Origin of the sequence: Pseudomonas sp. V98_8, assembly GCF_029967975.1 — a bacterium.
GTDB lineage: Bacteria > Pseudomonadota > Gammaproteobacteria > Pseudomonadales > Pseudomonadaceae > Aquipseudomonas > Aquipseudomonas umsongensis.
The window spans coordinates 81,989-105,312 of sequence record NZ_JASCAE010000046.1; the positions used below are offsets into that span (position 1 = coordinate 81,989).

Here is a 23,324-nt window from a genome sequence, read left to right on the forward strand (position 1 = left end):
AGTGTGCCATCGTTAGCCATGACCACCGAACCGACGATTACGCTAACGCAATCCCACCCCCCAGAGCGTCGCCGACTCCATCGGCGACAGGGCTCCTTCAAGCCCGGGGCGCGGGAGCACGGCGCATACATGGTAAGGCCGGGCTCCCTCGCGGTTCATGGCTTGAGCACCGCTTGCGGGCCGTTGCCGTCGCCAGTGCGGAAGGTTGGCAGCGCGGCGGAATTCACGTAGCGCACACCGTCCCAACTGGGCAGCGGTGTCGGCATCAGCTGGAATTGCCCGGGTTTCTCAACGTCCCAGCGCAGCAGCATGGAGTTGTCCTCGTGCTGGGTGTTGTGACAGTGCTCCATGTAGGTCCCGGCAAACTCGCGGAAGCTGATCGCTATTTCTACGTTGTCCAGGCCGTCCTTTTCCGGGCCTATACGGTACACGTCCTTGCGTGCCCATTTTTCCCATTCCGGTGGCGCCTTGCCCCCGCGATTGAGGATGATCCCCTCCTCGAAGTGCACATGCACCGGGTGGCTCCAGCCTTCGCCGCCGAGCTTGATGTTCCAGACTTCCAGGGTGCCGAAACCGGTCGCACCGGCATCGGTGGGGCCACTGGCCAACTGAGTCGAGGCGTTCAGGCGCCGAGGGTCCATCTGGAAACCGAAGCCGCCATCGGTCTTGACCGTCCAGGGTGCTTCATCGGTGCCGTCGGAACGGCCGAAGGTGAAGGTGCGGTGACGGGCCTTGGCCAGCAGCGCCTTATCGGCAAGATTGTCGCGGTGAATCTTCAGCGGGATCATCACCAGGCCTTCAGCCTTACCGGGTTTGGCCGGTTCATAAGCGGCCGGGTCCATGGCCAGGTCTTGCCCGGTGTAGGCCTTGACGTTAAGTTGCAGCACCTTGCCCACCGTCGGATCACCCTCCTCCCACTTCGGCCCCTTGCTGGTTTGCTGGAGAATCGCCCGGTATTTCTCGGACAACACGTCAGCCAGGGAGGCGGGTTCTTCCGGGCCCTTGCCGTCTTCATGCACCTGCAGGTTGACGAAGAACAGCTTGTCGCCCGGTTTGATCCCGTTTTTCGCGAAGTTGACGATGATGTCGAAACGCTCGGCGATGCCCAGGGTGGGCAGGATCGCGTTGTGGTTCTGCTTGTCGCCGTCGGCGTCCAGGTCCATGCTGCCGTCGAATGGCACGCTGTGTTCCATGATGTTGCCGTCGTTGGCAATCATGTGGAACGGCACGCGGGCATAGGACACTCCTGACCCGACGGGCCCTTGGAATTCACCCGTGGTGCCCTTGATTTCACGCACCAGCGCCAGCTTGAAGTAACGCGACACCGAGCCGTTGAGCATACGGAAGCGATAGCTGCGGGCGCGCACGTCCAGGGTCGGTTTCCACTTCCAGTTGACCAGCACCTGGTCACCGAGGAAGCCGGCCGTGTTGAAGGGGTTGAACCACAGTTGACCGTTCTTGTCCCAGGCCTTGTCGGCAAACAGCAGGTTGACGTCGTAGTCACGGTTACCCCAAGGCAAGGCGCTGCCACTGGGAAAACGCAGGTTGACGCCGTCGTTCACCGACTCGTTGCCACGGTCCAGGGCGCTGTAGTAGTTCATCATCGCTGCGTTGCCCTTGTAGACGTTCTGCGCGGTGAAATCGAGCATGTGGTCGTGGAACCAGTGGGTGCTCATGGTTTCGCGCCAGTCGCCGCGGATCTTGATCGTGCCGTTCTCGCACGTCTTGCGGCCCGGGCTCATGTCATTGGTCCACAGAGTCTCGCCGGGCGAGCACGGAAACGCTGCACGCGGATCCTCGGCCTTGGTGTTCATGCTGTCGTAGCCGGCCAACTGGATCGGCCAGCGATAGTCGTAAAACTGCCCGGGAAAGAAAAACGCGTTGGCATAACCGTCGCTTTCCGCTGGCACGTGGCCGTTGTGTTCGTGGGTACTGATGGTGTGCAGGCCAAAACCCATGTTCGCCGACGGGTCGATTGGCAAGCCGTTGTAATGGCGCATCAACACGGGTTGCCCGTAGCGCACCATCAGCAATTTGGGCGGCAAGGTGCCGTCGAAGGTCCACAGCGAGTTGTGTTTCTGCACGGGCATTTTCGGATGAAACCGCGGTTCAGCGCCTTTGGAGGTACCCGCGGTCGCTGGCACGCCAGCCACATTGTAATAGAGGCCACCAGGGCCAAACTCGCCCATGGCATAGCGGTGCATCTGCCGACTATCACGCAAACCGGTATTCAACCGTGCACCGGTTTGCACGGTCTTGTAGGCAACCTGCGGGTAGAACTCGTTCCAGCGCTGGTGCGACCAGCCTTTTCCTGGCGGACGGCCTTCAGCCGACGAGCCGATACGGCGGTTGAGGAAAAACTCAATCTGCTTCTGCCAAGGGTTGCGGTCGACCACGTTCGAATACTGGCTGGGGTATGGCGTCAAGCCCGGTTGACGCAAGAACGCATCGAGCGCTGCACTCGGCGGCGCGCTGCGTGCCACGCTGGTGGGATCCTGTTGCGGCAGCGGGCCGATGGTAGCCGGTGGAAAAGGCAACAGTGCAGCCGGGGTAGTAGGGTCGAGTTTTTCCAGGCCGAACTCCTCGAACAGTACCAGTGGCTGAGTGAACGGCAGCGCACCGTACAGCGGGCTGGGCTTGCCGTTGGTGGGGTAGTTGAAACTGGTCTGCAGCGTTGGCGGCAGGATGTTTTCCACCCGCGTGGTGTCTTTGCTGCCTTTGACGCCACCGGGCAGATCGAAGGAATCCATGTTGGCATCGGGCATGGTCAAAATGGCGTTCAGCGCCGCCGCTTTGTCAGCCGCTTCATCGTGGTAGGCAGAGGGGTCGGTTGGCTGCGGCTGTCGCTCATCGTCGATGGGGCTGGCGCGCAGGTTCCCTGTGCTGAGTGTCATCGACAAAGCGATGCTTAATGGCGTCAACAGGCCAGACCATTTGAAGGGATACCGCGCTTTTGTGTCCATCACCAGCCGCCTCGAATGTGTGAAGGGGGTAGTGGGGACAGTGCAAGGAGCCAGCCAAGCGCAACGGCTTTATATAAACATTAAACCCTTTAAAAACAATAAATTACAAACACAAATATGTAGCTATAGAAAAATCGACTGGGGATTGACACCCATTCCCGGGGAAAGTTCACACCCAATTCGGGGGGCACCTTTACAACCTCACTCCAGCGCGATTTGCCGTCCCCACATTGGGAGCAATTCCACATAAATGGGCAGTATTGCCCACACCCCCCATCAACTTTTCAGCTAGAGAAATTGTCCACGCAATCAGGCCGCTTTCGCGCCGGGGGTACAGCGGGTTACCGGAGCTTTGGCACAGAGAATGCTCTGGGTAAACTAACGGCTCCAGGAGCACTACCATGCGGAACGATTCCATAATCCTCACGCTAGCACTCATATTTTTCATTTTTTCGACAGGGGTCGCCTGGAGTCACATATTCCTGTTCTGCAGTTGAGAATCACGGAAAAGCCTTCATCACCTTGACCGCCCATGACCCGGGAAGCTGAACTCTTCGAGGCCGGGTACCCTTTTTTCCTCGCTTGACCAACGACCCGTTTTTTCAAAAGAAAAGGGAGGGCTTCCATGCCCTCCCCTGCGCTTTACACGCGTCTGCGAACGTACTGATCAGGACCTCAAGTGGCGAGAATGAAGTCTGCGGCCGTGATGGTTGTCGCATCGGCCACACCGACCAGGCGGATGGATTCAGCGCCTGCGGAGCTGATCAAGGTATCCGCACCGACATCGGTGATGATGACGTTGCCGACAAAGGTCGCAGCATTGACGCCGAACGAGGAAATATCGAGCCGATCCTGGCCTCCTGCCGCGTCGGCATCGAAGCCGATGATCTGATCGGCCCCGAAGCCCGCTGCGAACACGAAGATATCGTTGCCGCTGCTGGCAACCAGGGTGTCGTTGCCGGCACCACCTGTGACCCTGTTATTGCCAGTACCGCCATCGATAAAGTCATCACCGATCCCTCCCAACAAGGTGTCGTTAGCGTCACCACCGAACAGCGTGTCGTTGCCTGCTCCACCATTCAAGACATCCACCCCGTTGCCGCCGTTGAGGATGTCGTTGCCGCCATTACCATTGAGGGTGTCATTACCCACCCCGCCGGTGATGACGTTATCCAACCCGTTACCGTTGCCGACGAAGTTGCCGACTCCGGTGTAGGTCAGATTCTCGACCTCAGCGCCCAGCGTGTAGCTGGCCAGCGACGTCTGCACGGTGTCCGTACCGCCACCGGCGACCTCGACCACGACGTCTGCGGCTGCATCGACAACATAGGTATCGTTGCCGGCGCCCCCCACCAACCGGTCGGCACCTGCACCGCCGTTGAGGGTGTCGTTGCCCACCCCGCCGGTGATGGTGTTGGCCAGCGCGTTACCGGTACCGGTGAAGTTACCGGCTCCCGTATAGGTCAGGTTCTCGACGTTGGCGCCGAGCAGGTAGGTGGTCAGGCTGGTTTGCACCAGATCGGTACCAGCACCCAGCGCCTCGGTGACAAGGTCACCGACGTTGTCGACCACAAAGGTGTCGTTGCCTAGACCGCCGCTCATGGCATCCGCGCCGAGCCCGCCGTTGAGGGTGTCGTTGCCGTCCTCGCCATTGAGGACGTCATTGTCGTCGCCGCCGTTGAGGATGTCGTTGCCAGTGCCGCCCAACAACTGGTCGATACCGGCGAGGCCATTGAGCGTATCGTTCCCCCCCAGGCCAAGCAGCACATCGTTAGCCGCGGTGCCGGTGAGGATGTTTGCCAAGGCATCGCCCTGCAGTACCACGCCTTGTGCCACAACCACCGCCGCCGTCGCCGCAGAAGTCACCGACTCCAGCGTCCCAAAGGCATCGGTGTAGCGCACGATCACCCGCAGTTGCAGATTGGCCTGCGCCGCACCAGGGGTGAAGGTCGCAGCAGTCGCGCCGTTGATGTCAGTGAAGGATGTGCCGACCCCTTGCTGCCACTGGAAGCTGAAGGTGCCCAGCCCGTCCGGATCGGCAATCCCACCCGTCAGCGCGGTCAGCACCTGCCCTTGATCCGGAGTCGTATCGCTGATCAGCAACGCGCCTGTCGGTGCATCGTTGACGTTGGCCACCGGCCCCAGGATGTTGGACGCAACGCTTTCAGCCGCACCGAAGTCATCCACATAACCGATCACCACGCGCACTGCCTGGCCGACCTGAGCCTGGCCAAGCGCGAACGTACTGGCGGTTGCGCCGACAATGTTGACGAAGCCGGGCCCGCTGTTCGCCTGCCATTGGTAGGTGAACTGCGGATTGCTCAGGCCATCGACGTCGATGATGCTCGCCGGATTGGCGGTCAACACCTGGTTCTGCACTGCAAGCCCGGTGACGGTCGGCCCTTGGGTCGGTGCATCGTTGACGTTGTCTACTGGCCCCAGGATGTTCGACGCAACGCTTTCGGCCACACCGAAGTTGTCCACGTAACCGATGACCACGCGTACTTCCTGGCCGACCTGGGCCTGGCCAAGCGCAAACGTGCCGGCGGTAGCACCGGCGATGTTGACGAAGCCGAGCCCGTCGTTCGCCTGCCACTGGTAGCTGAACTGCGTCGTGCTCACGCCATCGGCATCGATGATGCTCGCCGGGTCAGCGGTCAACAGCTGGTTCTGTACTGCAAGCCCGGTTACGGTCGGCCCTTCGGTCGGCGTACTGTTCCCGGACGAATCGACGATCTCCAGCGTGCCCTTGGCATCCTGATACACCGCACGGACACGGATGTTCAGGCCCGCCACATCGTCCGTCACCCGGTAGGTGCTGCCGGTCGCCCGCGATGCCTCACCAGCGGCGACAACGGTGATGTCTTCATAGATGCCTGAACCCGCGATGTTCTCGACCTGCCAGTAGTAAGCCACCGCCCCGGTAATCGCACCGGTCGGGTTGGCCACACTCTGGCTGTCCGCGTCCCGTACCGCCTGACCGCTGACCCGCAGCAACTGGCCGGCAACCGGCGTTTCGTCACGCAGGCCGGTGCCAGCATCGAGGATTGCCAGATGACCCGACGGGTCGCTGTTTTGCGCGGTGCCCACGCCGGACGCCTGCGCCCCGTCAGCGAACTGCAGACGCTCGATACCCGTCAAGCGATCGACACCATCACGCCCCGCTACCGAGTCGGTCACAATGACCGTGTCGCCATCGATCTCGATTCCGTATTCCCCCAGGTTACCGGAGAAAAACGCGGTGTCGAAGCTGTCATCGCCACTCAGGATCTCCCGCACGATGACCAACTGGCCGGGGTTGTAAGTACCGTTCAGCATAAACGGCACCAAGGGTTCCATGCTGTCGAACGTGGCGATCTCCTCGCCGGTGCCATCGGCATTTGCCCGTACGCTGATGCGCACGTTCAGCCACTTGTCACCATCGATGATGTCGTCACCACCGCGACCTTCGATCAGGTCGCTGCCGCTGCCGCCGAGGATGATGTTGCCGCCGTCGAAGTACGTCGCCCCGTCTGCCAGCAAGTCAGCCAGCCCGTTGATCAGGTTGATGTTGGTCAGCACACTGCCGGTTGCACCCGCAGTGGGCAGCGATGTGGCATCTTCGTTATCACCGCGCAGGAAGTCACCGTGCGAGGAACCCGACAAACCTTCCATGATGTCGAAACGCACCAGCGCTGAAGCCCCCGAACCCGGCATCGGTGGAACATCGAAGAAGCGGTCGGTGTAGTCGATGGTCACGCCTTGGGCGAGCCCCTTGAAGGTCGCCCAGTCATAGCCGGAGCCGCCGATATAGCGGTCACCCAGGCCGAGACTGCCGACCATGATGTCGTCACCGCCTTCACCGTTGAACTTATCGTTCTCGTTACCGCCGATGAACACGTCGTGACCGATCACCGGATCATTGCCAGCCGGGTCGAAGTTGTCGCCAGGTGCACCGTCCGACGTGCCCTTCTCGATCCAGTCGTCGCCTTCATTGCCCATGTCCTGTTCGTTGGCTTTGCTGCCCAGGATGAAGTCGTTGCCCTGGCCACCAATGGCTTCGGAAGCGTCCTCGCCGGTCACGATGAAGTCATTGCCGAACCCGCCAATGATCAGGTTGACGCCGTTGCCGCCGTGCAACACGTCGTTGCCGTCGCCACCCTGGATGTTATCGTCGCCACCGGCATCAGTGATGATGTCGTCGCCGGCGCCACCGCGCAGTTGGTCGTTGCCGTCACCACCTTCGATGCGGTCGTTGCCGCCGTCCCCCCAGACCGTGTCGTCCCCTTCACTCGAGACGAGGATGTCGGCGCTGTTGGTGCCGCCCAGCACGATGTGCTCTGCACCGGTGTACTTGATGTAGTGAGTGTCCGGCCCGTCGGTCAGCGGGTTGTCGCGGAACACCACCTGCTCGCCGTTTTCGCCAAGCGGATCGGCATTGCCCAGGCCATCGTTGTACTGCTTGGTCTTGTCCACTTCCAGATAGAACCCGGGGTCCGAGAACACCAGGCCCGGCAAGTGCGTCGCCGAGGTGTTGGCCATGATCAACTTGGCGAACGAGTTGCTTTCCAGTTCGGCGTTCATCGACAGGCCAGAAGTACGTTCCAGGTAGTAGAAGCGGTCGCCGTCCTGGAGTTTTTCCATCTGGTTCTCGAACACGAAGTTGAAGGTCGAGCCGAGCATGCCACCGAACGGGGTTTTCGCTTCGGCCAGGCCGCCGATCCACAGGTCGATCGCATCGACGCCCGTGATCGTCACCCCCTTCAGATCGTCAGCGGTCCCCAGCACCCCATCCTTGCCGGCGCGCGTCACGTTGGCCCAGGTACCGCTGCTGTTGAGGAAGTCCAGGCGGTCGGACGGCGCATCATCTCCCCCCAATACCAGCGCCAAGGCTGCAGCGCGTTTGCCTTCCAGCGTGGTCGCCGCCAGGACGGTGCCATGGGTGCCATAGGCCGCGATGAAGTTGATCAGCGACTCCGGATGCTTGAGGTGCTGCACCAGGTCGACCCAACTGCTGTACGGCTTGAGTTGGGTATCACCGGTCTGGCTGTAGATGTCGCGGCGAATCGCGTTGAGCGAGGGAATCCCCACGTCGCGGCCACGGGCGATGTTGATCGCCGGCAGGTCCAGCGGCAGGCCGAGCAAGTTATTGCGCAGCGCCTCAGTGACGAACTCATCGATTTCGTTACCGGCCTGGCGCGTCACCCCACGCACGATCGCACTGGTCGCATCCTCTGGCGTCACCCCGCTGGCGGCATACGCCAACGGATTGAGGAACGCCGCGATCAAGCCCAGTTGCTGATCGGGATCAGCGCTGTTCGGATCGCCAATCACGTTGAAGTCGACGTCGTATCGATCGACCGTCTCGGTCAGCATCGAGTGGCCGAACCGGTAAACGGTGTGGGCGAACTCGGCGACGATCGAGGCATCGAGGTCGACGTCATAGACCTGGGTCGGCGCGAAGAACAGGTCGACCCTGGGTTGGATGGTGCGCGCAAACTCCTCGAACACCAGGTGCTGATACTGCATCTCGGTGCCGAACTTGGCAGCCTGGAACAGCCGTTCGCCATTCCACACCAGTGCATCGATCTCGGCCTGGCTGGCTGGCAACGCATCCACCGGAGTGAACAACCACTCGTTGAGGAAGGCCACGTCAGCCGAATCGAGTACGGTGTCCTTGGTCTGCGCCACCAGCCGATTGTGCTCGGCGTGGAAGATCGCATGCACCGCGGTCAGGCCGATGTTCTCGTTGACCCGGCCGTCGCCGGCGATGTAGTGGGCATCCAGCAACTCGTTGTCGTAAGCCAGGTTGGCTCCGGTCTGCGGATTGGATGGCACCACGTTGCCAATGTCGTCATCGACATCGGGAACCAGCACACCAGCGCTGAACACCGGCGCTGCATTGTGGGCAATGTCGGCGAGGAACTGGTGACCGGTGCGCACTGCATTGACCAGGCTGATAGGGGCGAGCGGATTGCCTTCGACGAGGACGTCATCAGCGGTGCCACCAAGCCCGTCAGCCCCTTTCATCACGACCATCGGGAAGCCGTTCGGTCCCTTGATGAAATTACCATAGGCGTCGGTCGCCAACAGCGGGCCGTTCTCGACGTCGGCATCGGTCAGGCGGATACCCAGGACATCGTTGGCCTGCGCCTTGACCACTTTCCAGGTCGCCATGCCACCGATTTCGATGTCGTCAGCGGTACCGTACTTGCCATCCGCTCCCAGGTCACGGTTGGTGATCAGCCGGCCGGTCGCGATGGGGCCGTCTTCGGTCAGCACATACCCGCGCAGGAACACCTGGTGCGATGGATGCGAGCTGTAGGTCTGGTTCTGGTCCACGAACGGCGTGGTGGTGTTGGTGTGCTCATGGACGTCGTCGGCCGTGCCGAGAACGCCATCCGCCCCTGGCTGGTTGGTCGCGCGGGTCATCACCATGAAATTGGTGTTGCCGCCTGGCACGTACAGCGGATCATCCGGTTGCAGCGGGATGAAGACGGTGCCCGAGCCCCCCTTGGTGACCAGGTCCAGCCCATGATCGAAGAATTGCCCGAAGAAGGTCATCCAGGCATTGAACGGCGCGGACAACCCCGCATCCGCCGCGGTGTTCTCGAACAGGTACACATCGTGGTCGTCGCCAGTGCCGAACTGACCGTCCATGCCCGGGCTGGCGACAATCCGTACGCCATCCTTGAGTACGTCGTCGTTGCCATCCGCGCCGAAGTTGAGCACGCCGTCGGCACCCGGGTCGTAAGCCGTGGCATAGGCCGCCGGGTTGTTCGATGTCTGGTCGACGATCAGGTTGCTGATGGTGCGCGGCTGCGAGTCAATCACCAAGCCGCTGTTCTGCGCATAAGACGTTCCCGATTGCGCCGGATTGAAGACCGGATCGCTCACGCGCGGAAAGGTGTTATCGGCGGCACCAAACTCGGTGTTGTTGATGCCGTTGAGGTTCATCAGGTTATTGTTCGACCCGTCGACCGCACGCAGGCCCAACGGCGCGCGGATGTTCGGGATCAGCGAGAGGATGTCCTGCCCGGACGCGTCAGCCTCGGCAATCTTGATCTGATCAAGGATGAAATTGAGGTCGGAGCGGACCATGTGAAGGCCTTCGCCACCGGCCGTGGCATCGACGACAGGTACCTGTGCAGTCGGCACAACCGGCGCCCCGGCAACCACCGCGGCAGTCGGCTGCGAGAACACCACTTCAGTCGTGCCGTGACCATCCTGGTAGATCGCCTTGACTCGCAACGACAACCCGGCGAGGTCAGGCGAAACCTTGAAGGCGGTGCCATCGGCACTCTGGAACGCCAGGTCGCCGGCCGGCAACAGGATGATGTCCTCGAATACACCGCTCCCCGGATCCGCCTCGAACTGCCAGAAGTAGGAGACCGAAGCGTTGTTGATAAACCCCTGGAGATTGCCCACCGAGACGTTGTTGGCATCGCGCACCCCGGCCATGCTGACACTCAGCGTATCGCCCACCGTTATCGCGCCGCCATTGCCATCGCTGAGGGTCGGTCTGCCAACCGGTTGAGCGTTGAGTCCTTGCACCAGCACTCGCTGGGTATCGGCGAACTGCAGGCGCTCGATATGCAGCAGTGTATCGGTGCCGTCACGTCCGGCTACGGTATCTGTCACCGTCCAGACATCGTCTGCCAGACTGGCCGTGCCGCGGGTGTCCTGGGTCACCACATATTCAGACTGGACCCCGGAAAATATGGCGGTGTCGAAGGCCGACCCGCCCGTCGAGGTACCGGGCAGGATTTCCCGCACGGCCTTGAGCTGCCCCGGGTTATAGGTGCGGTCGAGCATGAACGGGATCATATCGACCATGCTGTCGAAGCTGGCGATCTCGGGCCCGGTATGGTTGACGTCGTCAGCGCTGTAGACGGCAATCCTGACGTTGATCCATTTGTCGCCGTCGATCAGATCATCGCCTCCGCGGCCTTCGATCAGGTCACTGCCATTGCCACCGAGGATGATGTTGCCCGTGGCAAAACCGGTGGTTGGCAAACCGGCATCGGCCAGAAACTGCTCCAGGCCGCGAATCAACGCCACATTGGTCAGCGCACCACCCGTGGCACCGCCGTGGTTGATGATAGTGACCGCATCCACATCATCGCCTTTGAGCACGTCGGCAAATTTCGAACCGGACAAGCCTTCGACTTCGGCAAAACGGTCGAGAATCGAGGCCGGCGAGGCGCCGACCGGATTGAACACCCCGGCGTTTTGATTTGGCGCGTTACCGTGTGGCTGCGCCAGCGCGGCCAAGGACAGGTCAACGGTCACGCCGACCCTGTCATTCTTGTAGGTCACCCAGTCGAAACCGGACATGCCGTCCATCTTGTCCTGGGCATCGCTGCCGACAAAGATGTCATCGCCACCCTCGCCGATCATTTCGTCGAAGCCACCGCCACCGACAAAGATGTCGTTGCCGATCGTATCGTCAGTGAGCAACGGCGCGAAATTATCGCCAGGCGCACCGTCCTGGGTGCCCTTCTCGATCCAGTCGTCACCTTCGTTGCCGGTAGGTGGCAGATTGGTCTTGGCGCCGAGGATGAAATCGTCACCCTGACCGCCAAAGGTAGTGGTGATGTCTTCGGTGGTGACAATGAAGTCCTGACCATCGCCCCCCAGGATCAGGTTGCCTCCAACCAGCATGCTACCGGCCACGATCACATCGTTCCCGGCATTACCTTCCAGGCGGTTGTCGCCGAACGAGTCCGTGATGATGTCATCACCCGCGCCGCCCAGCACCGCATCGTTGCCGGCACCGCCTTCGAGGCGGTCGTTGCCGCCGTCGCCGTACAGAGTGTCATCGCCTTCGCCGGAGATCATGATGTCATTGCCGGCGGTGCCGCCCAGGACCACATGGTCTTCACCGGTATAGTGCAGATAGTTGCTGTCCAGCCCTTCGGTGTCGGGGTTGTCGCGGATCACCAGCGGCACGATTTCCACACCGTTGATCATGATGCCGCCAGTTGGATCGGCTTTGCCGTCCACGCCCAGGTTGGTGAACTGATTGGCCTGATTGACTTCGAGGGTGAACGTCGGCGTCAGGAACACGGTGTTCGACAGGTGGGTGACATTGCTGTTGAGCATGATCAGCTTGGCAAAGGAGTTGTTCTCAAGCTCAGTGCCAAAGTGCAGGCCGGCGGTACGCGACAGGTAGTAGAAACGGTCGCCGTTCTGCAACGCTTCCATCTGGGTTTCAAAGACGAAGTTGAACGTCGAGCCGAGCATGCCGCCGAACGGCATCTTCTGCTCGGCGAGGCCACCGACCCAGAAGTCGATGTCGTCCACACCGGTGGTGGTGACGCCATTGGCCATGGCGTAGATGCCCGTACTGTTGAGGAATGCCAGGCGATCGGCCAGATTGGCGGTAAAGGTACGCTCTTGGGCAGTACCGGCGTTGATCACCGCGCTGCCGCCAAACACCAGGGCCGCGGCGACCGCACGCATCTCGACCAGCGTATCCACGTCGGCCGCGATCAATGCGCTGTGGGTGCCGAAAGCGGCGATGAAGTTGACCAGGGATTCGGGGTGCTTGAGGTGGTCCGCAAAGTCAGACCAACTGATGTACGGCGTGAGTTGGCTGTCGCCGGTGGCTGCGTACATCTCACGGCGCGCTTCATTCAACGTGGGAATGCCAGTGTCGCGACCGCGCGCCAGGTTCAGGGCCGGCAAATCGAGCGGCAGGCCGAGCAGGTTGTTGCGCAACGCTTCGGTGACGAATTCGTCGATCTCGTTGCCCAGCTGGCGGGTCGCACCGCGAATGATCGCCCCCGCCGCTTCGTCCGAGGTCGCTCCGCTGCCGGCGAACGCCAGCGGATTGAGGAAGGCCGCGATCAGCCCCATTTGCGAGTCCGGATTGTTCGGGTCGGTAAGGAGCGGATTGAACTCAGGGTCGAAGCGATCGACGGTTTCGGTCAGCATCGAGTGACCGAAGCGGTACACCACGTGGGCGAACTCGGCGAGGATGGCCGGGTTGATCGAGGTGTCATAGCCGTTGGGGGCTAGAAATTCGTCGACCTGTGGCTGAATGGTCCGCGCGAACTCCTCGAACACCAGGTGCTGATACTGCATCTCGGTACCGAACTTGGCGGCCTGGAACAGGCGTTCGCCGTCCCATACCAACGCTGCGATACCGGCTGGGGTAGTCGGTATCGCGGTCACATCGTCCGCCAGCCACTCATTGAGGAAAGCCAGGTCGCCGGCGGCAAGAATGGTGTCCTTGGATTGCTGGACCAGGCGGTTGTGCTCGGAGTGGAACACATGGTGCACAGCGGTCAGGCCGATGTTCTCGTTCACCCGGCCGTCGCCGGCAATGTAGTGGGCGTCGAGCAGTTCGTTGTCATAGGTCAGGTTGTTGCCGCCGGGGCCAACGTCCTGCGCATTGCCGATAGCGGCGTCGCCATCCGCCTGCAGCACCCCGTTGACCACGACCGGCGCGGCATTGTGGGCAATGTCATCGAGGAAGCCATGCCCGGTGCTCACGGCATTGGCCAGGCTGATCGGCGCATCCCGGTTGCCTTCGACCAGTTGCGTGACGTCATCGGCCGTTCCGCCGATACCATCGGCACCGTTACTGACGCGCATCACCACCTGCGGCATGCCGCTCGGTCCGCGGAGGAAGTTGCCATACGCATCGGTTGCCAGCAGCGGCACGCTGTGCACATCGGCATCGGTCAGGTTGATCCCGAGAATGTCGCGGGCCTGGGCCTTGACCACTGCCCAGGTCGCCATGCCGCCATTTTCGCCATCGCCATCATCGGCCGTGCCGAACTTGCCATCGGCGCCGAGATCACGGTTGGTAATCAAGCGGCCCGTTGCAATAGGGTTGCCTGCCGCGTTGAGGGCGTACTCGCGCAGGAACACCTGATGCGAGGGGTGCGAGCTATAGGTCTGACTCTGGTCCACGAACGGCGAGGTGGTGTTGGTCTGGCCATCATCGGCAGTGCCGACTATTCCGTCCGCGCCAGCGGAATGCACGGCACGTGACAGCACCATGAAGTTGGTCGGGCTGCCCGGTACGAACAACGGATCGTCCGGCTGCAGCGGAACAAACACGAAGTCGGTACTGCTCTTGGTGACCAGGTCGAGGCCGTGGTCGAAGAACTGGCCAAAGAAGGTCATCCACGAGTTGAAGCCTGCGGTCAGGCCAGCGTCAGGTGACACGTTGGGGATAAAGAACACTTCCTTGTCGTCGGCCGTGCCGAACACCCCATCCAGACCGGGGCTGATCACCGGGTCGGCACCGCCATTCGCCGCCACCGCGGCCGGGTTGTTGGCGGTCTGGTCGACGATCAGGTTACTGATGATGCGTGGCTGCGGGTCGACCACATTCCCTGACGCGGCATAGGCCGCCCGATACTGGGCATCCAGCAGGCGCAGGAAGGAGTTGTCCGCGGCGCCAAACTCGCTTTGCCCGGCGACCAGGTTGTTGTAGCTGCCATCGACGGTGCGCAGGCCGAATGGCACTTGGCTGTTGGGCAGCAAATCACTGAGGCTGGCGCCGTCGGCATGCGCCTCTGCGATGAAGATTTGCTTGAGTATGAATTCCAGGTCCGACTTGTTGAAATTGGCCATTTTTATTGTCCTCGATCTCTCTGGGGGAAAGGCACGGGACGAAACAATCCTCCCACGCCCAGTCAGGTGCTGACTTGCGAAGTTCGTTGGTTCAGTTGTAGGGCGAGAGCAGGCGTGGGTTAGGCAAAGCCGTCCCCCGGCGCCCGTGAAATGCGCGCCTGGAATTCGCGAAATGGATGGGTCGCCGAGCGATCAGGCAAAGCGATCCCGAGCTGTGGGTGGGCCATGGAATTGGGAAGTCGACGTGAACTTCCTGAACAACTGCGTCACTGCGCAAAAGATCAAATGGATCGACATGTTTGCTCCCTCGGGAAAATCACCGCCTTGCAATGCCAAAGTTTTGGCTGGCTTCCGGGGGGCGATCTTTGAACATGACTAAAGTTCCATAGCAAAAAACTGTCAATATTACGCCGCAAAAACAGACGACCGGCATTGGATCTGCCAACCTACTGTTATTAAAGGATATATAGAAAATTCAAAGCAATATTAGAGCGAAATGTTATTTAAAACTGTATCGCTAGAGAAACAAACGCCACCTACGCTGCTGCATGTGAATTACCGAAAGAACGACTGCTCAAGCCGACGAGTTATCTGGAGATCTACATCTATCTGATAGTCAATCACATTTACCGGCAGCGGGTGCGGCGCATGGCCAACCTGGCTTTTCGGTGGGGAGGACGCAAATGCAAAAGCAGTCGAGCGCTCGCTCAGAACTGTCCGACGCGATATTTCGCCTGCGCCGCAGTTTTTACTCGCTGGCAGCGTTCAGTGGCGTTATAAACGTCATGATGTTGACGCCAGCGGTGTACATGCTGCAGGTCTACGATCGGGCCTTGGTCAGTCGCAATGTCACAACATTGACGATGTTGACCTTGCTGGTGATAGGGCTGTTCCTGCTGATGTCCACACTGGAAATGGTCCGCACCCGTGTACTGATCCGGGTCGGCAACTGCCTCGACATGGACCTCAACCGGCGCATCTTCACCGCTGCTTTCGAGCGCAACCTGAGCCGCGCCGGCGGCAATCCGGCCCAGGCCCTGCAGGATCTCTCGCAAGTTCGCCAGTTTCTCACCGGCAATGGCCTGTTCGCTTTCTTCGATGCGCCATGGACGCCAATCTACCTGCTGGTCGCCTACCTGATCCACCCGCTGCTCGGACTGGTCACGCTGATCGGCTCGCTGATTTTGGTGGGCCTGGCTTATCTCACCGAGAAGGCGACGCAAAAGCCACTGGCCGAAGCCAACCAGGCCGCCCTCTCCTCCGCCACTTACGCCAACAATAACCTGCGCAATGCCGAAGTCATCGAGGCCATGGGCATGCTGCCCTCGATCAGCAAGCGCTGGTACCAAAGCCATTTGCGCATACTGGAAATGCAGACCCTGGCCTCCGACCGCGCCGCCCTCATCAGCAGCACCGGGCGCTTCGTGCGTATCACGTTGCAGTCGCTGATCCTCGGCGCCGGCGCGCTGCTGGCGATCGAAGGCAAGATCACCCCGGGGATGATGATTGCCTGTTCGATCCTCACCGGCCGCGCACTGGGCCCGGTGGAACAGGTTATCGGGTCATGGAAGCAACTGCTCGGTTGCCGTTCGGCCTGGGGCCGGCTCAACGAGATGCTGCATGACTATCCGCGCCGACCACCGAGCATGCCCTTGCAGCGTCCGCTGGGCATGCTGGCGGTGGAGAATGTGTATGCCGGTGCCCCCGCCACCAACAACACAATCCTGCGCGGAGTGAGTTTCAGCCTTGCCCACGGCGAAAGCCTTGGCGTGATCGGCCCATCCGCCTCGGGCAAATCCACCCTCGCCCGCCTGCTGGTTGGCGTCTGGCCAGCGCAGGCCGGCAAAGTGCGCCTGGATGGCGCGGACATATTCAGTTGGAACAAGGGGGAACTTGGCCCCTGGCTCGGCTACCTGCCACAGGACGTAGAGCTGTTCGAAGGCACCATCGCCGACAATATCGCGCGCTTTGGCGAAGTGGACAGCGACGCGGTTATTCGCGCTGCCAAAAGCACTGGCGTGCACGAGATGATCCTGCGCTTTGCCCAGGGTTATGACACTCGACTGGGCACCGATGGCAGCCCGCTGTCGGGTGGCCAGAAGCAACGCATCGCCTTGGCCCGCGCGCTGTATGGCGAGCCCAACCTGATCGTGCTGGATGAGCCTAACGCCAACCTCGACGACGTCGGCGAGAAGGCCCTGGTCGATGCCCTGGCCGAACTCAAGGCCCGCGGTACCACCGTCATTCTGATTTCCCACCGTCCCAACGTACTGTGCGCCGTCGACAAGGTCCTGATGCTGCGTGACGGCGGCGTGCAGATGCTCGGCACGCGTGACGAAGTATTCGCAGCGCTGCGCAAGGCCAGTGTGATGCCTGCAGGCGCGCCGACCCCGCTGGCCTCCGTCAAAGCACGGGAGTGACCGATCATGCAAATGAGCCAACACACCGAGATGATTCAAGCCGATCCCAGGAGCGTGGTAGACCTGGACGTCGGTAAGCCCGCGCGCTGGGGCGTGTGGCTGGTGCTTGCCGGCTTCGGCGGCTTCCTCCTTTGGTCCTGGCTGGCGCCGCTGGATGCCGGCGTGGTGGCGACAGGCACGGTCAAAGTCACCAGCAACCGCAAGGCCGTGCAGCATTTGAGTGGCGGCACCGTGGAGGCCATTCTCGTTCGCGAAGGCGATGTGGTGACCAAGGGCCAGGAGCTGGTGCGCCTCGACTCATTACGAGCCGCTGCCGAACAGGGTGCGGTTGGCGCCCAGTACATCGTCAGCAAGACAGTGGAAAACCGGCTGGAAGCGGAACGCGACGCGCGCAATGTGGTGACCTTCGATCCCGATCTGCTCAAGCGCTTCGGCAATGACCACCGCCTGGTAGCCGCCATGGACCTGCAACAGCGTCTGCTGGACACCCGGCGTGCCGGCCTGGCAGGTGAAATCAGCATCCTGGAGGAAAACCTGGCGGCGTCGCAGGTGCAGCTCAAGGGCCTGCAGCAGGTCTATGGCGCCCGCACCTCGCAAATCAACTTCCTCAACCAGGAACTGCAAGGCACCCGAGTTCTGGCGGCCGAAGGCTACGTGCCGCGCAACCGCTTGCTTGAGCTGGAACGCAGCAACGCCGACCTTTCGGCCGGCCAGGCCGAGAACCTCAACAACATCGCTCGCGTGCGTAGCGAGGCTACCGAAATCAAGTTGCGCATCCTGCAGCGCCAGCACGATTACTTGAAGGAAGTCGAATCACAGCTGACTGAAACCGCCAAGGAAAATACCACCCTGGCCGACCGCTTGCGCGCCCTGGACTATGAAGTGACCCACACGGTGATACGGTCGCCCATCGACGGCATGGTCCAGTCCCTGAGCATTGCCACCGTCGGGGGTGTCATTCAGCCCGGCTTCAAGATCATGGAAATCGTTCCGGTCAACGAGCCGCTGCAGGTCGACGCGATGATTCCCGTGCAGGCCATCGACAAGATGGTCCCCGGCCTGCCCGTGGATATTGCCTTCCCGGCCTTCAACCATGCCCAGACGCCAAACATTCCCGGCCGCGTGAAGACCATCTCCGCCGACCGCCTGCTCGACGAGGAAAGCAAGCAACCGTTCTATCTGGCTCAGGTGGAAGTCACTCCCGATGGCATGAGGCTGCTTGGCAGCAATCACATTCGCCCCGGTATGCCCGCCAGCGTCACCATCAAGACCGGCGAGCGCAACTTGATGAGCTATCTGCTCAAACCGATGCTCGAACGCGTGGACAGCTCCTTTAAGGAACAATGAAATGGACCGTCATTGCATAGTCTTCTGCCTGCTGGGGCTGTCCCTGCCGGCCAGCGCCATGGACCTCAAACAAGCCTGGGATCTGTTGCAGTACCAAGGCCCCATCTACCGTGCCGCCGTGCATGAAAAAGCTGCCGGCGAGGAAAACCGCGCCATCGGCAAGGCCGGCCTGCTGCCGCAGGTCAATGCCTCGGCCTACGACAACAAGGTCAATGGCACCCAACGCCAGAACGGCCTCGACAGGGATCTGGACTACGACTCCAAGGGCGCCAACGTGCGCCTGCGCCAGCCGCTGTTCAACAAACAGAAGATGGCCGAGTACCGCCAGGGCAAGCAGCGTGCCGACTACAGCGTCGCGGTGTTCGATGCCAAGAGTCAGGACGCCGCCGTGCGCTTGGCCGAGAGCTATTTCGACGTGCTCCTGGCAAGCGAAACCATCCTCCTGGCCAAATCCAAGCTGAACGCCTTCGAAGAGCAACTCGCCTCGGCGAAACGCCGCATGGAGCTGGGTGCCGGCACCATTACCGACATCGACGAGTCGGTCGCTCGCCGCGATCTCGCCGAGGCTGAACTGATCGAAGCGCAGGACAACCTGGTCAATGCGCGCCGCAAGCTGGAAGAATACATAGGTGAACCCCCCGAATCGCTGACCACCCTGCAGCCGACTTTCGCTACACCGCCGCTGCTACCGAGCAATCTGCAGGACTGGCTGGTCAAAGCCCAGGCCGACAGCCCGCTGATCCATGCGCGCCGTCATAGCAGCGCCCTTGCCGAAGAAGAAGTGAAGCGCGCCAAGGCCGGCCACTGGCCCACACTGGATTTCGTCGCCGGCTATACCGCAGGCGATAGCCAGTCAATCTCCGAGTTGAATCAACGCAACCGCTACAGTTCAATCGGCCTGGAAGTCAACTTCCCGTTGTACAGCGGTGGCGGCACCAGCGCTCTGGCACGCCAGGCCAGTGCCAATAGCTACAAGGCCATGGACGAGCTCGACGCCACGCGCCAGGAAGTCATCACTGGTACCACCCGCGAGTATCAAGGCGTACAAAGCGGCGCTCAACGTATCCACGCACTGGAGAAGGCAGTGGCGTCAAACGAACGCTCACTGGCTTCGACGCGCAAGGGCTTCAAGGAAGGAGGCACCAGCACCAACTCGGACGTGCTCAATGCCGAAGAGCTGCTCTTCGTGGCGCGCCACGATCTGTTCGAAGCAAAACTGCGCTACTTGATGTCGCGCCTGCGCCTGGCCTCTTCGGTGGGTAGCCTGGGCGACGACGATATCGACCACATCAACAACTACCTGGGCCCGGAACTGTTAGTCACCAACTGAGTTTTACCTGCGAGCTGATGGAGTGATATCGACGGCAATCCGTTGACGAGCAACATACCGCGGGCGTTTATCAGGAAATCCGTGGGTGGGATTCAAGGACCCATAAGAAAAAGTTGCTCCTGAATGCAATGCGACGTTATTGAGCTATACCCAATAGTCCCACCACCGCACTTCTTCCATTGTTGGAGGTTGGCAATGAAACCCTCTCTCCCCCTGTCCGCACTGTTGATCACGGCAACGCTCTTGGGCTGTTCCAGTTCATCACACCCGTCAATGAATCTGCCCTTGGCAGCGACCCACCGCAACCCTGGTCATACGGCCACGACCACATTGACTGGCGAAGGCAATCAAACCAACTTTGATTTCTACATCACCGGCGTTCCAAACGGAACCATCTTGCCGCCGCGCCTCTACACCTTCATCAACAAGGGCAGTTGCCAGCAACCCGGGCCAGCCGCGTTCGCCATGAACGATAAGGTCAACACTGAACCCAACGCTGGCACCGGTGGCTGGACCTTTTACAGGAGCGCGCCGATAGCCCTGCCAGACCTGCTCTCCGGCAAGTACTCGGTTGTCGTGCGTACATCACCCGAAGATGGCAGCGCCGATATTTTCTGCGGCGATATTGCACACGCGACTCGATGAACCACCCGTAGTCATTTTCAGTCGGCACACGTCGGATGTGGCGATTTTGTCCAGCGTGTCCACGTGGGTGTTTAACTTGCGCACCCCATCTCGATATTCCTTCGTGCGCTGAAAAATTCTTCAAGGTGCCTTGAGCCGTACCTTGCTCAGTCGCCCAGCGAGCCAAGGAGCCACTGGCGAAAAATCTCGGCACAGGCAGAGCGCTTGCGGTGCTTGAGCGACACCAGGAATTCGCCATTGCCGGTCACACATTCGAACGGCGTAACCCGCTGCAATTCGCCCTTGGCCAGCGCCTCATCCGCCATGAACGTCCACGCAAGGCCAATACCCATGCCTTGCTGGACGGCACGATAGGCCAATGTCAGCTGGTTGAAGACCGGGGCTTTGTCCCGCGCCACGTAGTCGATGCCAAAGTGGCCGAACCACTGGCGCCAGTCCAGGCATTGCCAGGCGCAGGTGTCGATCTGCACCAGGTTGGCTCGCGCCAAGTGTTCCAGCGTCTTGATTCCCGAGACATCCAGTGAGGGATGCGCCACGGCATAGACGATTTCCGGCAGCAGGAAATCGCTGTCCAGCGAGGGCCATTGGCCAGAACCGTAGAGAATGCCCACGTCGAAATCATTGAGACTGGCTTCGTCGAACTCGTTGATCGCGTGCACGTGCACGGCGATGTCGGGGTACGCCTTGTTGAATTCGATCAACTTGGGAAACAACCAGAACTGGGCCAGGGCATGGGTCGCCAGCACCGAGACAGCGTTGGACTGATGGACATTGCGAATACGCGTGACGCTCTGGTACATCGTGGTGAGCAGCATGTTGACCGTCATCAGAAGCTCCTCGCCTGCGCCGGTCAACGCGACACCCCGTGGCTTGCGCTCGAAAAGCGCCACGCCCATGCCGTCCTCGAGCTGGCGCATCTGTTTGCTCACGGCGCTCTGGGTCAGGAACAGTTCGCCAGCGGCACCGGTGAAGCTGGCATGCCGTCCCACGGCCTCGAACGTGATCAGGGTCTCCAGTGGGGGCAAGGTACGCAGGTAACGGTTGATGAGGATTCTCCTGGCTGACGACTGCGACCCGACATTCCCCTGCGGAATGGGTGGCCGAATATTTATCGCAGGTGGCGCTTATATACCATGGCTAGAATGCCGCTAAACAGCCTGCCAGAGCCGAGATGATGAACAGTGGGATTGTATTTGCGATATTGGCAGGCGCTATCTGGGGCGGGGTGATTATCGGCCCATCGTTGCTGCCCGAATTCAATGCCGTGCTGATCAGCAGTGTGCGGTTTTCCCTCTATGGGCTGATCTCGCTTCTGCTGGCTTTGCCAATTGCATCAAGCCTGCTGGCCCGATTGACGCGCAACGATGTGTTTGTGCTGTTGCGCTTGTCATTGACTGGCAACGTCCTGAACTACGCGCTGCTGGGTGCTTCCGTACAACTGAGCGGGGTGACGGCGGCGGCCCTTATCAATGGCATGATGCCGGTTGCCATTACCTTCCTGGGGCGTGGTGATCCAGGGTCCCTCCCCCTGTCAAAGCTCAAGCTGCCTTTGTTACTGGTATTCCTGGGCATCGTATCGGTCAGCCTGGAACACTCAGGGGCACGGGCGGCGGGTACCTCACTGTCTTCCCAATTACTCGGCCTGGCCTGCGGATTCAGCGGTGTGGTCTGCTGGTCATGGTACGCCACCCACAATGCCCGCTATCTCAAGCAGAGCCATTTCAACAGCAGCGAATGGTCCACGCTGGTGGGCATCGTGACGGGTATCGTGGCGGTCGTGTTCGGCATCGCCGCCTTGATGTTATTCCCCAACCTGGTCCCCGCTCGGGTTGAAAGCAGTCGCTGGATGGCTTTGCTGTGGGTTTGCCTGTTCCTGGCACTGTGTGGTTCGTGGCTTGCCAATGGGCTATGGAATGCCTGCTCGCGTCGAATGGCCACGTCGTTGAGTGGCCAGATGATCGTGTTCGAAACGCTGTTTGCCTGTGTCTACGGTTTTCTGTTCAGCCAGCGGGTGCCTGGCCTGATGGAAGTCGCCTCGATCGTGTTGCTCGTTGGGGGTGTGGTCTGGGCGGCGAAGCGTCACCGCGTGGTCCCGGTGAAACATGCCGAGCCGTAGAATCCAACAGTCGTTACCAGCCTGCCCTGATGTGCAAAAACAAGCCGGTAGCGATAAAAACTAAAAAACCATCAGCAGCATTGAGGTACCTCGCCTCTCGCAAGGCGAGCGTTGATGTCTTCAATGACCGCCGGCAAATCGACAATGGTGTCGATCAGGTAGTGCGGGCGCGAACCTTCGAACATCCGGGTAATGTGTGATCGCGCTTCGCTCAGTTCTTCGGCTGACAGGTTTTTGTATTGGTCATAGGTCAGGCCCAATGCATTGCCGGAGCAGGTCAGCGCCACCGTCCACATGCCCACGCTTCGGCCTTCGAGAATGCCTGGCTGCGTTCCTTTCATGCGGTGGCCAAGACCGGTAGTTTCACCCTGGCCGCCGAGTACCTGAGCGTTGGGCAACCGAGTATTTTTTCTGTCCTTCGGTATCCCAGATTGTCGCCTATGGGGTGAACTCACTGCCGGTGCCTGCCGTGGTGGGAACCGCAATCAGCGCTTTGCTGTGGGCTGGAACAAAGGGCTTGCCCGTTGCCAGCAAGGCGACCAGTTCATCGAAGCGACCCGACTGCGTCCCCACGATCAATGCCTTGGCCGTATCGATGGCGCTGCCTCCGCCAACGGCGATGACTGTCTGACAATCGCCCGCTTCCTGCCAGAAGCGCTCATAGGTGCCACGCAATTGAGCGACATCGGGATTGGGCTGGACATCTTCGACGATGTATATCAGCCGCTCGCCGAGCAAATCCTGAATGCGATCGACCAGTCTCAACCCACGCGCTTCGGGAAAGATCACCAGGGCAACTTTTTGGTTTTCGGTGATCGAGGCAAGTTCTACGAGGCTGTTGTAGCCCAGGCGAGTATCAACAGGATTATGGAATCGGGCGATCATGGCGGTCCTCTACTTGTTGTTGTAAGACGTGGCGCCATACTCACGGC

Annotated in this window: 8 protein-coding genes and 3 pseudogenes; 6 read left to right on the forward strand and 5 right to left on the reverse strand. The window is 60.6% G+C overall.

Annotated elements, in window-relative coordinates:
• Window positions 1–155 precede the first annotated feature (155 nt).
• Window positions 156–2,963 (reverse strand): multicopper oxidase domain-containing protein, encoded by a 2,808-nt coding sequence (locus QLG10_RS14975; protein WP_282487620.1) that lies wholly within the window; start codon window positions 2,961–2,963, stop codon window positions 156–158.
• Between the two features lie 675 nt (window positions 2,964–3,638).
• The gene (locus QLG10_RS14980) at window positions 3,639–14,534 is read right to left on the reverse strand and encodes a peroxidase family protein (RefSeq protein ID WP_282487621.1); all 10,896 of its coding nucleotides are present in this window, start codon (window positions 14,532–14,534) and stop codon (window positions 3,639–3,641) included.
• A 683-nt stretch (window positions 14,535–15,217) separates the two neighbouring features.
• On the opposite strand from QLG10_RS14980, the gene QLG10_RS14985 reads away from it, so the two are divergent.
• The 4 genes from QLG10_RS14985 (at window position 15,218) to QLG10_RS15000 (ending at window position 20,276) form a co-directional block, all read left to right on the forward strand.
• Entirely contained in the window at window positions 15,218–16,954 is a 1,737-nt protein-coding gene (locus QLG10_RS14985) for a type I secretion system permease/ATPase (RefSeq protein ID WP_282487622.1), read from the forward strand.
• 6 nt (window positions 16,955–16,960) lie between these two features.
• Window positions 16,961–18,301, forward strand: coding sequence for an HlyD family type I secretion periplasmic adaptor subunit (locus QLG10_RS14990; RefSeq protein ID WP_179057083.1), 1,341 nt, complete (start codon window positions 16,961–16,963; stop codon window positions 18,299–18,301).
• A 1-nt stretch (window position 18,302) separates the two neighbouring features.
• The gene (locus tag QLG10_RS14995; protein WP_179057082.1) at window positions 18,303–19,631 is read left to right on the forward strand and encodes a TolC family outer membrane protein; all 1,329 of its coding nucleotides are present in this window, start codon (window positions 18,303–18,305) and stop codon (window positions 19,629–19,631) included.
• Between the two features lie 195 nt (window positions 19,632–19,826).
• On the forward strand, window positions 19,827–20,276 hold the full coding sequence (locus tag QLG10_RS15000) for a hypothetical protein (protein WP_282487623.1): 450 nt from the start codon (window positions 19,827–19,829) through the stop codon (window positions 20,274–20,276).
• 146 nt (window positions 20,277–20,422) lie between these two features.
• Here QLG10_RS15000 and QLG10_RS15005 read toward each other — a convergent pair whose 3' ends face one another.
• Window positions 20,423–21,301: a LysR substrate-binding domain-containing protein gene (locus QLG10_RS15005; RefSeq protein ID WP_223193993.1), complete on the reverse strand. Its 879-nt coding sequence runs from the start codon at window positions 21,299–21,301 to the stop codon at window positions 20,423–20,425.
• 146 nt (window positions 21,302–21,447) lie between these two features.
• Here QLG10_RS15005 and QLG10_RS15010 point away from each other — a divergent pair, with 146 nt between their 5' ends.
• Window positions 21,448–22,392, forward strand: a complete 945-nt coding sequence (locus QLG10_RS15010) for a DMT family transporter (protein ID WP_282487624.1) — start codon at window positions 21,448–21,450, stop codon at window positions 22,390–22,392.
• A gap of 71 nt (window positions 22,393–22,463) precedes the next feature.
• Here QLG10_RS15010 and QLG10_RS15015 read toward each other — a convergent pair.
• A pseudogene (locus QLG10_RS15015) lies at window positions 22,464–22,736 on the reverse strand (phosphonoacetaldehyde hydrolase); the annotation flags it as partial.
• Between QLG10_RS15015 and QLG10_RS15020 the strand changes: the two are divergent.
• Window positions 22,719–22,799, forward strand: a pseudogene (locus tag QLG10_RS15020) (LysR family transcriptional regulator); the annotation flags it as partial. The pseudogenes QLG10_RS15015 and QLG10_RS15020 overlap by 18 nt on opposite strands.
• Before the next feature lie 34 nt (window positions 22,800–22,833).
• Here the strand turns inward: QLG10_RS15020 and QLG10_RS15025 are convergent.
• Window positions 22,834–23,277, reverse strand: a pseudogene (locus QLG10_RS15025) (iron-containing alcohol dehydrogenase); the annotation flags it as partial.
• Between the last annotated feature and the right edge of the window lie 47 nt (window positions 23,278–23,324).